This is a genomic window from Phenylobacterium sp., assembly GCF_013911965.1.
GTDB lineage: Bacteria > Pseudomonadota > Alphaproteobacteria > Caulobacterales > Caulobacteraceae > Phenylobacterium.
The window spans coordinates 207,904-221,459 of the sequence record NZ_JACESE010000002.1 but is presented as its reverse complement, the minus strand read 5'-3'; the positions used below and the strand labels follow the sequence as shown (position 1 = coordinate 221,459).

General features: G+C 68.3%; 13 protein-coding genes. All 13 read right to left on the bottom strand.

Annotated features, from left to right (window positions below; translation table 11 throughout):
- Positions 1-8 precede the first annotated feature (8 nt).
- Positions 9-701 carry an ABC transporter ATP-binding protein gene (locus H2041_RS02900; protein ID WP_293409228.1) on the bottom strand — a complete coding sequence of 231 codons (693 nt, stop codon included), beginning with the start codon at positions 699-701 and terminating at the stop codon, positions 9-11.
- Complete coding sequence (locus H2041_RS02895) at positions 694-1,929, bottom strand: lipoprotein-releasing ABC transporter permease subunit (RefSeq protein ID WP_293409488.1); 1,236 nt, start codon at positions 1,927-1,929, stop codon at positions 694-696. Before H2041_RS02895 ends, H2041_RS02900 begins: the two co-directional genes overlap by 8 nt.
- Before the next feature lie 35 nt (positions 1,930-1,964).
- Complete coding sequence (proS, locus tag H2041_RS02890) at positions 1,965-3,281, bottom strand: proline--tRNA ligase (protein ID WP_293409226.1); 1,317 nt, start codon at positions 3,279-3,281, stop codon at positions 1,965-1,967.
- A gap of 320 nt (positions 3,282-3,601) precedes the next feature.
- Positions 3,602-3,862 (bottom strand): DUF1467 family protein, encoded by a 261-nt coding sequence (locus H2041_RS02885; protein WP_293409224.1) that lies wholly within the window; start codon positions 3,860-3,862, stop codon positions 3,602-3,604.
- Positions 3,862-4,284, bottom strand: a complete 423-nt coding sequence (mce, locus tag H2041_RS02880) for a methylmalonyl-CoA epimerase (protein WP_293409222.1) — start codon at positions 4,282-4,284, stop codon at positions 3,862-3,864. Before mce ends, H2041_RS02885 begins: the two co-directional genes overlap by 1 nt.
- Before the next feature lie 59 nt (positions 4,285-4,343).
- The gene (locus H2041_RS02875) at positions 4,344-6,023 is read right to left on the bottom strand and encodes a ribonuclease J (protein ID WP_293409220.1); all 1,680 of its coding nucleotides are present in this window, start codon (positions 6,021-6,023) and stop codon (positions 4,344-4,346) included.
- The gene (locus tag H2041_RS02870) at positions 6,023-6,799 is read right to left on the bottom strand and encodes a type III pantothenate kinase (RefSeq protein ID WP_293409486.1); all 777 of its coding nucleotides are present in this window, start codon (positions 6,797-6,799) and stop codon (positions 6,023-6,025) included. Before H2041_RS02870 ends, H2041_RS02875 begins: the two co-directional genes overlap by 1 nt.
- Entirely contained in the window at positions 6,796-7,539 is a 744-nt protein-coding gene (locus H2041_RS02865; protein ID WP_293409218.1) for a biotin--[acetyl-CoA-carboxylase] ligase, read from the bottom strand. The genes H2041_RS02870 and H2041_RS02865 overlap by 4 nt, the downstream gene beginning before the upstream one ends.
- 1 nt (position 7,540) lies before the next feature.
- Positions 7,541-8,971: an NADH-quinone oxidoreductase subunit NuoN gene (gene nuoN / locus H2041_RS02860; protein ID WP_293409216.1), complete on the bottom strand. Its 1,431-nt coding sequence runs from the start codon at positions 8,969-8,971 to the stop codon at positions 7,541-7,543.
- A 13-nt stretch (positions 8,972-8,984) separates the two neighbouring features.
- Positions 8,985-10,472 carry an NADH-quinone oxidoreductase subunit M gene (locus tag H2041_RS02855; protein ID WP_293409214.1) on the bottom strand — a complete coding sequence of 496 codons (1,488 nt, stop codon included), beginning with the start codon at positions 10,470-10,472 and terminating at the stop codon, positions 8,985-8,987.
- A gap of 16 nt (positions 10,473-10,488) precedes the next feature.
- Complete coding sequence (nuoL, locus tag H2041_RS02850; RefSeq protein ID WP_293409212.1) at positions 10,489-12,546, bottom strand: NADH-quinone oxidoreductase subunit L; 2,058 nt, start codon at positions 12,544-12,546, stop codon at positions 10,489-10,491.
- A 9-nt stretch (positions 12,547-12,555) separates the two neighbouring features.
- Positions 12,556-12,864: an NADH-quinone oxidoreductase subunit NuoK gene (gene nuoK, locus H2041_RS02845; RefSeq protein WP_293409210.1), complete on the bottom strand. Its 309-nt coding sequence runs from the start codon at positions 12,862-12,864 to the stop codon at positions 12,556-12,558.
- Positions 12,861-13,478, bottom strand: a complete 618-nt coding sequence (locus H2041_RS02840) for an NADH-quinone oxidoreductase subunit J (protein WP_293409208.1) — start codon at positions 13,476-13,478, stop codon at positions 12,861-12,863. The genes nuoK and H2041_RS02840 overlap by 4 nt, the downstream gene beginning before the upstream one ends.
- Between the last annotated feature and the right edge of the window lie 78 nt (positions 13,479-13,556).

Below are 13,556 nucleotides of genomic sequence, written 5' to 3'. Positions count from 1 at the left end.
CTGGAGCCTCAGAAGACCGACTGGGGCTCCAGATGCCCGTCCTTCAGCGCCAGAACCCGGTCCATGTGCCGGGCGAGTTCGAAATTGTGGGTGGCGATGACGGCCGCCACGCCGGTCTCGCGCACCAGCTGGTAGAGGCTGGCGAACACCTCCGAAGAGGTCGTGGGATCGAGATTGCCGGTGGGCTCGTCGGCCAGCAGCAGGCGCGGGGCGTTGGCCAGGGCGCGGGCGATGGCCACCCGCTGCTGCTCGCCGCCGGACATCTGGGCCGGCTGGTGCTCCACCCGATCGGCGAGACCGAGCTGGCTCAGCAACCGCCCCGCCCGCTCGCGCGCAGGGCCTTGCGCGACGCCGGCGATCATCTGCGGCAGGGCCACATTGTCCAGAGCCGTGAACTCCGCCAGCAGATGGTGGAACTGGTAGACGAAGCCGATGGAGCCGAGCCGCACCCGGGTGCGCGCCCGCTCGCTCATCCGCGTGCAGTCGCGTCCCTCGATGGCGATGTCCCCGGCGTTCGGCCGTTCGAGCAGGCCCGCAGCGTGCAGCAGGGACGACTTGCCCGATCCAGACGGACCGATCAGTCCGACGATCTCGCCAGGATAGACGTCGAGATCGACCCCGCGCAGCACGGTCAGGCTGCGGTCGCCGGTGACATAGGTCCGTTCGAGGCCGCGGACGGAGAGGACCGGAACCTCACTCATAGCGAAGGGCCTCCACCGGATCGAGGCGCGAGGCCCGCAGGGCCGGCGGCAGGGTGGCCACGAAGGAGACGCCGAGCGCCCAGGCGACGATGATCAGCACTTCCCGCCAGTCCACCTGGGCCGGGATGTGGGCCAGATAGTAGATGTCGGAGCTGAACACCTCGGCGCCGGTCACCCATTCCACGAAGCTCTGGATGGGGCCGATGAAGAGGCAGAAGAGCACCCCCAGCACCAGGCCGACCAGCGTGCCGAGCGCGCCGACGGAGGCGCCGGCCATGAAGAAGACCCGCAGGATGGCGCCCCTGCCCGCCCCCATGGTGCGGAGGATGGCGATGTCGCGGCCCTTGTTCTTCACCAGCATGACCAGGCCGGAGATGATGTTCATGGCCGCGATGGCGACGATCAGCATCAGGATCAGCCGCATGACGCTGCGTTCGACCTTGAGCGCGTTCCAGAAGCTGGCGTTGCGCTGGGTCCAGTCGGTGACGATGGCGGTGGGGCCCGCCAGTTCGGCGATCTGAGACTTCATCTCCATGGCCCGGTCGGCGTCGGCCACCCGGATCTCGACCACGTCGACCACGCCCTCCCGGCCGAAGAAGAGCTGGGCCTGGGCGAGCGGCATGTAGATGAAGAGCTGGTCGTATTCGCTCATGCCCACGGTGAAGGTGGCGGCGACCGTGTAGGTCTTGCGCTGGGGCGTGAAGCCGAAGGCCGTCGCCCCGCCGCTGGGGGAGATGAGGGTGAGCGGGTCGCCCGGCTGGACGCCGAGAGTCTGGGCCAGACGCTCGCCGATGACGATCAGGTCGCCGCCGTACTCGCCCTCGCCGAAGCCCTCGAGCGAGCCGCGGACGATGTTGCCGGAGACGATCTGCGTCGCACGCAGATCGGCGGCGGAAATGCCGCGCACCACCACGCCGCTGATCTGGCCCTGGCCGAGCGCCATGGCCTGGGCCTCGACCAGGGGCGCGGCCTGGGTGACGCCCGGCAGGCCGGCGATCTCGCCCGCCAGGCGCTGCACATCGGGCTCCACGAGCGAACCGCCCGAGACGAAGATGTGGCCGTTGAAGCCCAGGGTGCGGTCCAGCAGCTCCGTCCGGAAGCCGTTCATCACCGACATGACGATGATCAGAACCGCCACCGCCAGCATGATGCCGACGAAGGAGATGATGGAGATGAGCGCCACCCCGCCCTGGCTGCGCTTTGCGCGGAGATAGCGGCCGGCGAGCATGCGCTCCCAGCGGCCGAAGGGCGGAGCGGCGCCGTTCACGCGGTGATCGCCTTGATGGCGTCGTCCAGCGGCAGGCTCTGGCGCTCCCCGGTGGCGCGGCGCTTGATCTCCACCTTGCCGTCGGCCAGGCCCTTGGGCCCGACGATCAGCTGCCAGGGCGCGCCGATCAGGTCCATGGCGGCGAACTTGGCGCCGGGCCGCTCGTCGGTGTCGTCGAGCAGCGGGTCCTTGCCGGCGGCCTTCAGCGCGCCGTAGGCCTGTTCGCAGGCCAGATCCACGGCCGCGTCGCCCGGACGCAGATTGATCACGGCCGCGCCGAAGGGCGCCACCGCGTCGGGCCAGATGATGCCGGCCTCGTCATGACTGGCCTCGATGATGCCGCCCACCAGGCGAGAGACCCCGATGCCGTAGGAGCCGCCATGGATCGGGCGCTCCTGGCCGTCGGGCCCCGTCACCATGGCGCGCATGGGCCGCGAGTACTTCTCGCCGAAATAGAAGATGTGGCCGACCTCGATGCCGCGCGCCGAGAGGCGGTCGCCCTCGGGCACCTCCGCCTCGAAGCGGTCGGCCTCGTGCATCTCCTCGGTGGCCGCATAGAGGGCCGTGCGCTGGTCGACGATGGGCTGCAGGTCGCCGTCCCAGTCGACGTCGCCGGGCGGCGGCATCTCCACCAGGTCGCGGTGGCAGAAGACCTGGCTCTCGCCGGTGTCAGCCAGGATGATGAACTCGTGGCTCAGATCGCCGCCGATGGGGCCGGGATCGGCGCGCATGGGCACCGCCTTCAGGCCGAGGCGCGCAAAGGTGTTCAGGTAGGCGACGAACATGCGGTTGTAGGACCGCCGGGCCGAGGCCTCGTCCAGATCGAAGGAATAGGCGTCCTTCATCAGGAACTCGCGGCCGCGCATGACGCCGAAGCGCGGGCGGCGTTCGTCGCGGAACTTCCACTGGATGTTGTAGAAGTTCTTCGGCAGATCCCGGTAGCTCTTCACATAGGCGCGGAAGATCTCGGTGATCACCTCCTCGGCGGTGGGGCCGTAGAGCAGGTCGCGCTCGTGCCGGTCCTTGATGCGCAGCATCTCGTCGCCATAGTCGTCGTAGCGGCCGCTCTCGCGCCACAAGTCGGCGAGCTGCAGGGTCGGCATCAGCACCTCGATGGCGCCGGCGCGGTCCATCTCCTCGCGAACGATCTGCTCGATCTTCTTCAGCACGCGCAGGCCGATGGGCAGCCAGGCGTAGATGCCGGCCGCCTCCTGACGGATCATGCCGGCGCGCAGCATCAGCTGATGCGACACGATCTGGGCGTCGGCGGGGGCCTCACGCAGCGTGGGGATGAAATAACGCGAGAGACGCATGCGGGCCTTCGGAGAAGCTGACTCTGAAACGATCGGCCCTGATTAGCCTCGCGCCTCCGACCTTGGCAATCGAAGCGGCGAAAAGAAGGCCGCCTGCGATCCGCAGGCGGCCAGTCGGTCATCGGGGAAAACGCTGCGCAAGCCGGCAGGGCCGCTTGGCTGACGCCTTTGTAACCCATGTAACAAACGACCGGCGGCCCGGCTCATCGCTCCGGCGCAAGGTCTCTGCGCCTTCCGCCCAAAATTCAGGCGGTTCCTTTCCACCGGCGGGCCGAACGCGCACGACGTGGGCGCCCAGGGGGATCCGGAAGAGCCGCGTCTCAGAAGTTGGCCGGGCCCGACGGCATGGGGATCAAGCCGAGGCGGATGACGATCCAGACCAGGGCGAAGGCGATGGCCGAAACCCAGGTCGTGGTGATGAACTTCTGCTTCAGCTTCGGATCGACCGGCGCGCCGGGATCGCCGCCGTCGCCCTTGTCGATGCCCGCCTCGGCGTGGCTGATCGTGCCGATCGGCAGGACGGCGAACAGCACCACCCACCAGATGATCAGATAGGTGGCTATGGAGGTCGTCAGATCCATCAGTGGGCGTCCTTCGGCGTTTCCATCAGCTCGACCAGCACCCCGCCCATGTCCTTGGGATGGACGAAGATCACCGGCGTGCCGTGGGCGCCGATGCGCGGCTCGCCCGTCCCCAGCACCGTGGCCCCCTTGGCGCGCATGTCGTCGCGGGCGGCGATGATGTCCTCGACCTCGAAGCAGACATGATGCTGTCCGCCGGCCGGGTTCTTGGCCAGGAAGCCCTTCAGCGGCGAGTTCTCGCCCAAGGGCTCGATCAGCTCGATCTGAGAATTGGGCAGGTCGACGAAGCAGACCCAGACGCCCTGCTCCTCCAGCGCCCGCTTCTCGGTGATGGAGGTGGCCCCCAGCACATCGCGATAGAGGCGCACCGAGTCCTCGATGGAGGGCGTGGCGACGCCCACATGGTTCAGTTTCCCGATCATGCAGATGCCTATACTCCCCCTGACCCTACGGCGCGAAGGGCGGAGTTGAGGCCAAGGACCTAGAGTCGCAGCACCGTGGTCTCCACCACGGGACGGCGGCCCCAGACCCGCTGACAGGCCTTCTTCACCGCCCGAGACATGGCGGTCTCCACCGCGTCGTCCAGGTCGCGATCCTCGCCGGACAGGCGGTGCAGCGCGCGCTCGGCCTCCTCGGCCAGATCGTCCAGCACCTCGTCGAGGGGGTATTCCTCGTCCGACGGCATTCCGATGGCGCGGATCTGCGGACCCGAGGCGATCTTCCCGCGGCCGTCGAGGACGACCGAGACCATGATGACGCCGTTGTGGGCGGCGTGCCGCCGCTCACGCAGGGCCTCGCCATGCTCCACCGTGACCACATTGGCGTCGATGAACAGGCGGCCGGCCGGCACCTCGTCGATGATCTCGGCGCGGCCGGGGGCGAGGCGGACCATGTCGCCGTTCCGCGGGGCCAGCGCCTGGGGCACCTGCAGGTCTTTGGCGAAGGCCACGTGTTCGAGCAGGTGGCGGCGCTCGCCGTGGGTCGGCACGGCGATCTGCGGCCGGGCCCAGGAATACATGCGCGCCAGTTCGTCCCGGCAGGGATGGCCGGACACGTGGATGCCGGGGTGGTCGTAGTCGGTGTAGAGCCGCACGCCCCGGTCGGCGAGCCGGTTCTGGAGGTTGCGGATCGCCACCTCGTTCCCCGGAATGATCCGCGAGGAGAAGATGCAGGCGTCCCCCTGCCCCAGCGTCACGTGCGGATGCGTGCCTTCGGAAATGCGCGAGAGCGCCGCGCGCGCCTCGCCCTGGCTGCCGGTGCAGAGATAGAGGATGCCGTCCGGCGGGAAATAGCCGGCTTCGTTCTCGTTGACGAAGTCCTTGAGCCCCGCGAAGAGGCCCACCGAACGGGCGGCGGCGGCCATGCGGTGCATGGAGCGGCCCAGCAGGCAGACGCGGCGGCCGTTGGCTTCGGCCGCCCGGATCACCGAATCCATGCGTGCGACGTTGGAGGCGAAGCAGCCGACCGCCACCTTGCCCTTCAGCTCGCCGATCAGCTTGGACAGCGCGTCGCGGACGTCGGCCTCCGAGCCCGACTCCCCCTCGACGAACACGTTCGTGGAATCGCAGATCATGGCCAGCACGCCCTCGTCCCCGAGCCGGCGGATGGCCGCCTCGTCGGTGGGCGCGCCGAGCAGAGGATCGGGATCGATCTTCCAGTCGCCGGTGTGCAGGATCGTCCCGAGCGGCGTGCGGATCGACAGGCCGTTCGGCTCGGGAATGGAGTGGGTCAGCGTGATCAGCTCGATCTCGAACGGGCCGAGCGTGAGCTGCCCCCCGAGCGGCACCTCGGTGATATGCGCCTCGCCCTCGAGGCCCGCCTCGCGCAGCTTTTCGCGCAGCAGATAGGCGGTGAAGGGCGTGGCGTAGAGCGGAGCGCGCAATCGCGGCCACAGCCAGGCGACGGCGCCGATATGGTCCTCGTGCGCGTGGGTCAGCACGATGCCCAGGATGTCGTCGGCATGCTCCTCGATGAAGGCCGGATCGGGCAGGATCAGTTCGACGCCCGGCGTGGTCAGGTCGCCGAAGGTGACGCCCAGGTCGACGACGATCCACTTGCGCGCATGCGACGGACCGAAGCCGTAGAGATTGAAGTTCATGCCGATCTCGTTGGACCCGCCCAGGGGCAGGAAGACGAGTTCGTCCTCTTTCGATCGGGCCATCATGCGCCTCCGCGGTTGCGACGATGGATTTCGAGCAGGCCCCGGATCGTCAGGTCGGGGTCGAAGTGGTCGATGGCCAGGCTGGCCCCATGGAAAAGCGAAGCGACGCCGCCGGTTGCGACCACGGTCATGGGACGATCCCATTCGGCCTTGATGCGGGAGATCAGGCCTTCGATCAGGGCGATGTAGCCCCAGAAGACGCCCGACTGCATGGCGGTGACCGTGTCCTTGCCGATGACGCGCTGCGGGCGCTGGATGGCCACCCGGGGCAGCTTGGCGGCGGCCGCGTGCAGGGCCTCCATCGACAGGTTGATGCCGGGCGCGATGACGCCGCCCTCGAACCCGCCGTCGGCGGCGATGACGTCGAAGGTGGTCGCCGTGCCGGAATCGATGACGATGAGGTCGCCGGGATAGAGGATGTGCGCCCCGATCGCGTTCACCAGGCGGTCGGCGCCGGCTTCCGAAGGCTTGTCGATCCGCACGGCGATGCCGAGTTCGGCGTTCTCGCCGATCACCAGGGGTTCGACGTGCAGGTAGCGCCGCGCCAGGTTGCGCAGGTTGAAGATCGACTGCGGCACCACGCTGGAGATGATGCAGGCGTCGAGCACGCCGAACTGCAGCCCGGCCATGTTGAGCAGCTGGGAGAGCCAGACGGCGTATTCGTCGGCCGTACGCGTGGAATCGGTGGCCGCCCGCCACTGGGCGATCCAGGTCTCCCCGTCATGGACGGCGAAGAGGGTGTTGGTGTTGCCCTGTTCGATGGCCAGAAGCATCAGGCGTCTCCAAAGAATACGTCGCCGGCGGTGATGCGGCGCAGCGAGCCGTCGGGCAGGCGCAGCCGCAGGGCGCCGTCCTCGTCCATGCCCTCCGCCACGCCTTCGAGCGTCTCGTTGGGAAGACGGGCGACGCAGGCCTGCCCAAGACCGTGGGCGCGTTCGGTCCATCCACGCGCGATTGCGGGAAAGCCCTGCGTGGCCCACAGGCCGCGCCAGCGTTCGAAGGCGCGCGCCAGGACCTCCAGCGCCGCCTCAGGCGTGGGTGGCGGGCCCGCCATGTGCTCGGCGAATGTGGTGGCCGGACGCTCGACCGCCAAGGGGGCCGCACGAAGGTTGATCCCGACGCCGACCGCCAGCCACAGGCGCCCGTCGGCCCGCGGCCCGGATTCCACCAGGATCCCCACGGCCTTCCGGCCGGCGATCAGCAGGTCGTTGGGCCACTTCACGCTGACCTTCCCGGGCCCCAGACAGGCCTCCGCCAGATCGGCGGCCGCCAGCGCGGCGACGAAGGACAGCTGGGCGGCCTCGGCCGCCGGGCGGTCTGTGGTCAGCAGCAGGGTGGCGGCGAGATTGCCGTCGCCGGTCTCCCAGGCCCGCCCGCGACGGCCGCGGCCGGCGGTCTGACGGGACGTGGCGATCCAGACCGGGCCGCCCTCCCCGGCCTCGGCCCGGCGGCGGGCCTCGGCGTTGGTGGAGTCGAGTTCGGCGTGGAACTCGATCGGAGGGGGCTCGGCCGCCAATTCAGGCGAGGCCGAAGGCCGCCGCGGCCGCCGCTGCCAGCGGGTCGATGAAGGCGAGCGCGACGAGGACGACCGGGAAGGTGAAGAGGGCGAGCGCCACGGCGATGATCCTGGCCTCGGGCGCGGGCTTGTCCACGGCGCCGGCGGCCGCGTCGAACCACATCACCTTGATCAGGCGCAGATAGTAGAAGGCCGCCACGACGGACCCCACCAGGGCGATGACCGCGGCCACGCCGAGGCCCGCGCCGATGGCGGCCTTGAAGACATAGAACTTCGCCCAGAAGCCCGAGAAGGGCGGCAGGCCGAGGGCCGAGAGGGAGAAGGCGGTCATGGCGAGCGCGATGCCCGGACGCTCCTTCACCAGCCCGGCCATGTCGGAGATGGTCTCCATCGGACGGCCCTCGCGGGAGAGCGCCGCAAGACAGGCGAAGAAGCCGGTCACATCGACCATGTAGAGGACCATGAAGACCAGCATGGCCTGCACGCCGGCCGCGTCGCCGGCCGCCAGGCCCAGCACGGCGTAGCCGATGTTGGCGATGGACGAATAGGCCCACAGGCGCTTGAGGTTGCTCTGGGCCAGGCCCGCGAAGGCGCCCACGGCCACCGACAGCAGGGCGACGATGACCAGGATCTGGCGCCACTGCTCGGCCGCCCCGCCGAAACCGTCGGCCAGGACGCGGGCGAAGAGGACCATGGCGGCCATTTTCGGCGCCGCGCCGAAGAAGGCGACGACCGGGGTCGGCGCGCCTTCATAGACGTCGGGCGTCCACATGTGGAAGGGCGCGGCGGAGACCTTGAAGGCCAGGCCGCAGATCAGGAAGACGAGCCCGAAGAGGATGCCCACCCCGGCGCCGTCGGACACCGTCTGCGCGATCACGTCGAACCGCGTCGAGCCGGCGAAGCCATAGATGAGAGACGCCCCGTAGAGCAGCAGGCCCGAGGAGAGCGCGCCCAGCACGAAGTACTTCAGGCCGGCTTCCGAGGCCTTGGCGTCGTCCCGATGCATGGCCGCCATGACGTAGAGCGCCAGCGAGTGGAGCTCGACGCCCACATAGAGCGAGATCAGGTCGCCGGCCGACGCCATCATGCCCATGCCCAGGGCGGCGAGGACGATGAGGACCGGGAACTCGAAATTGTTGATGCCGCGCCGGCGGAACCAGGGCTGGCCCAGCGGGATGGCGATGGCGCTGGCGGCGTAGATGGCCACCTTGGCGAAGGACGAGGCCGCGTCGGCCACCAGGCCGCCGGCGAAGCCGCGTCCCACAGGTCCGACCACGGCGGCGACGGCGGCGGCGCCCAGGACGGCGACGGCTGCGAGGGTGAAGACGGCGTTGGCGCGGCTCTGGAAGGCGCCCCAGACGAGCAGCAGGAGCGCGCCGCCCGCAAGGATCACCTCGGGAAGGGCGAGGCTGAGATCAGCGGAGAAGTTCATCGGAAAAGCCCCCTCACCCGCCGATCGCCGCGCGATAGACCGCGACCAGGTTGTCGACCGAGGCCTGGGTGAAATCGAAGACGGCGGCCGGATAGACGCCGAGATACAGCGTGCCGAGGATCAGGGGCGCGAAGATCGCCACCTCGCGCCAGTCCAGATCGGTGATCTGGGCGAGCGCCGGGTTGGTGATCTCGCCGAAGACGACCCGGCGATAGAGGGAGAGCGCATAGACCGCCGAGAGGATGACGCCGGTGGCCGCCACAATGGCCGCCCAGGTCGAGGCCTCGTAGGCGCCGGTCATGGTCAGGATCTCGCCCACGAAGCCCGAGGTGCCCGGCAGGCCCACATTGCCCATGGTGAAGAGCAGGAACACTGCGGCGTACCAGGGCATGCGGTTCACCAGGCCGCCGTAGAAGGCGATCTCGCGGGTGTGCATGCGGTCGTAGACGACCCCGACGCAGAGGAAGAGCGCGCCGGAGATCACCCCGTGGCTGACCATCTGGAAGATGGCGCCCTGCTCGCCCTGGGCGTTGCCCGAGAAGATGCCGAGCGTCACGAAGCCCATGTGGGCGACCGACGAATAGGCGATCAGCTTCTTGATGTCGGTCTGCCGGAAGGCGACCAGCGAGGTGTAGACGATGGCGATCACCGACATGGCGAAGACCAGCGGCGTGAAATAGGCCGAGGCGTCCGGGAACATGGGCAGCGAGAAGCGCATGAAGCCGTAGCCGCCCATCTTCAGCAGGATGCCCGCCAGGATGACCGAGCCGGCCGTCGGCGCCTCCACGTGGGCGTCGGGCAGCCAGGTGTGCACCGGCCACATGGGCATCTTCACCGCGAAGGAGGCGAAGAAGGCCAGCCACAGCCAGATCTGCACGCCCTGGCCGAACTCGTAGGTCATGAGCTCGGGGATCGACGAGGTGCCGGTGATGCCGATCATGGCCAGCACCGCGGCCAGCATCAGGACCGAGCCCAGCAGGGTGTAGAGGAAGAACTTGAAGGCCGCATAGACCCGGTTCTTGCCGCCCCAGATGCCGATGATCAGGAACATCGGCACGAGGCCGAACTCGAAGAAGACGTAGAAGAGGATCAGGTCGAGCGCGCAGAAGACGCCGATGACCAGGGTCTCCAGCACCAGGAAGGCGATCAGGTACTCCTCGATGCGGGTCTCGATCGACCGCCAGGAGGCGGCGATGCAGAGCGGCATCAGGAAAGCCGTGAGCACGACGAACAGCACCGAGATGCCGTCCACGCCCATCCGGTAATGGAGCCCGCCGAACCAGGCGAAGTCCTCCACGAACTGGAAGTCGGCCGTGGTGCGGTCGAACTGGGCCAGCATCACCAGCGACAGGGCGAAGGTCGCCAGCGTGGTGACGAAGGCGATCCACTTGGCCGTTTCGGCCGACTTGGGTCCGCCCGCGGACGCCGTGGCGCGCAGGGCGAGGATCGCCAGCACGCCGGCCAGGGGCGCGTAGGTGATGAGCGAGAGAATGCCGGTCATGACGTAATCCCCCGACTCAAGCCGCCCAGGCCCAGAGCGCGAAGGACAGAAGTCCCGCCACGCCGAGCAGCATCACGAACGCATAGTGGTAGACGAAGCCCGTCTGCAGCCGCCCGGTCCGGCGCCCGACGGCGCCGGAAACCGCCGCCACGCCGTTCGGACCCAGCCCGTCGATCAGCTTCTGATCGCCCACCTTCCAGAAGAGGTCGCCGAGGCCCCGCGCGCCGCGCACGAAGGTGGCGTTGTAGAGCTCGTCGAAGAACCACTTGTTGTAGAGGAAGGTCCAGACCGGGCCCTCTTTCGCCGCCATGCGGGCGCCGAGGCCTTCGCGCAGAACGTAGATGTAGAAGGCGGCCGCAAGGCCCAGGGTCGAGACCACCAGCGGCGCCCAGAGGACCCAGGCGGGCGAGTGGTGGGCTTCGTCGAGCACATGATTGGTCGGGGCGGTGAAGATCGCGCCGCGCCAGAACTCACCCTGATGATGGCCCACGAACTGCTCGGCGAAGGCGAAGCCCGCCGCGACCGCGCCGATCGCCAGGACGAGGAGCGGAACGACCATCACCCAGGGGCTCTCGTGCGGCTTGTGGCCGTGGTGCTGGTCATGCTCGGGCGCATCCGGCAGCGGCTCGTCATGGCTGACGTGCTGGGCGGGCGCGCTGGCGTGGTCGTCGTGGGTCTCGTGACCCCACTTGGCGTGGCCGTGGAAGGTCATGAAGGCCAGACGCCAGGAATAGTAGGCCGTCAGGCCGGCGGCCAGGAGACCGATGACGAAGGCGAAGTAGGCGAGCCCGTTCTGCTGGCCCGCGGCGTAGGCCGCCTCGATGATCATGTCCTTGGAATAGAAGCCGGCGAAGCCGAGATGCAGGCTCGGAATGCCGAAGCCGGTGATCGCCAGCGTGCCGATGACCATGACGACATAGGTCACGGGCAGCAGCTTCCACAGGGCGCCCATCTTCCGCATGTCCTGCTCGTGGTGCATGCCGTGGATCACCGAGCCCGCGCCCAGGAACAGCAGCGCCTTGAAGAAGGCGTGGGTGAACAGGTGGAACATGGCCGCCTGATAGGCGCCGACGCCGGCGGCGAAGAACATGTAGCCGAGCTGCGAGCAGGTCGAATAGGCGATGACCCGCTTGATGTCGTTCTGCGCCAGGCCGACCGTGGCGGCGAAGAGCGCCGTCACCGCACCGACCAGGGTGACGATCTGCTTGGCCACCGGCGCATACTCGAACATCGGCGACAGCAGGCAGACCATGTAGACGCCGGCCGTCACCATGGTGGCGGCGTGGATCAGGGCCGAGACCGGGGTCGGGCCCTCCATGGCGTCCGGCAGCCAGGTGTGCAGGAAGAACTGGGCCGACTTGCCCATGGCGCCCACGAAGAGCAGCGCGCAGGCCAGGTCGATGGCGTGCCAGGTCTGGCCGGCGAAGGACCAGCCGGCCGACGCGAATTCCGGCACGCGCGGGAAGATCTCGGCGAACTCGATCGTGCCGAACATCCAGAAGACGGTCATGATGCCGAGCGCAAAGCCGAAGTCGCCGACCCGGTTGACCACGAAGGCCTTGATGGAGGCGGCGTTGGCCGTGGGCTTCTTGAACCAGAAGCCGATCAGCAGGTAGCTCGCCAGCCCCACCCCTTCCCAGCCGAAGAACAGCTGCATGAAGTCGGCGGCCGTCACCAGGGCCAGCATGGCGAAGGTGAAGAGCGACAGATAGGCGAAGAAGCGCGGCCGGGAGTCGTCCTCGGCCATGTAGCCCCACGAATAGACGTGGACCAGCGCCGAGACCGTGGTCACCACGATCAGCATGACCGCCGAGAGGCCGTCGATGCGGATCGACCAGGCCGACTGGAAGTCGCCGATGTTGATGAAGGGCAGCAGGGTGAGCGTGAACGGCTCCAGCCCGCCCCAGGTCCACTGGGCGAAGATGGTCCAGGACAGCGCGGCCGACAGCAGCAGCAGGCCCGTGGTCACGGCCTGGGAGGCCACGTCGCCGATGCGGCGGCCGAACAGGCCGGCGATCATCGCGCCGACGAGCGGCGCGAAGACCAGGACGATGGAAAGAGACTGAGGGGTCATAGCTGTCCGTCAGCCTTTCATCATCGAAGCGTCGTCCACGGCGATGCCGCCGCGGTTACGGAAGAAGGTGACGAGGATGGCCAGGCCGACGGCCGCCTCGGCGGCGGCGACGGTGAGCACGAACATGGCGAAGATCTGCCCCACCACGTCGTGCAGATAGACCGAGAAGGCCACCAGGTTGATGTTCACGGCTAGCAGGATCAGTTCGATCGACATCAGGATGACGATCACGTTCTTGCGGTTCACGAAGATGCCGAAGACGCCGATGGTGAACAGGATGGCGGCGACCGCCAGGTAGTGACTGAGCCCGATGGTCATTCGCCCATCCCCTCGCCCGGCTTGATCTGGATGACGCGCATGCCGGTCTTGGGCCCGCGGGCCACCTGGTCGGCGATGACCTGGCGGCGCACGCCCGGCTTGTGGCGCAGGGTGAGCACGATGGCCCCGATCATGGCGACCAGAAGCACCAGGCCCGCCGCCTGGAAGAAGTAGACATAGTCGGTGTAGAGCACCCGCCCGATCGTCTCGGTGTTGGACAGGCCCTCGGCCGCGGCCATCGGCTCGCGGGCGCCGCGCGCCGCGCCGCCGGTGGCGACCGTGGTGGCGACGACGATCATCTCGACCGCCAGGATGCCGGCGATCAGACCGCCGATCGGCAGGTAGCGGGCGAAGCCGGACTTCAGCGCCCCGAAATCGACGTCCAGCATCATGACGACGAAGAGGAACAGCACCGCGACCGCGCCCACATAGACGACGACCAGCAGCATCGCCAGGAACTCCGCCCCGAGCAGCAGGAAGAGGCCCGCCGCCGAGAAGAAGGTCAGGATGAGGAACAGCACCGAGTGCACGGGATTTCGGGCGGACACCACGGCGAAGGCAGAGCCGATGGTGACTATCGCCAGCAGGTAGAATGCGATCGTCTGCAAGGCCATGACGGCTCTACTTTCGCCCCTTACTCATTCATGATCCGCCGCACTCCGGGGCCCCGTGGGGGCCCTGTGCGGCGGTGA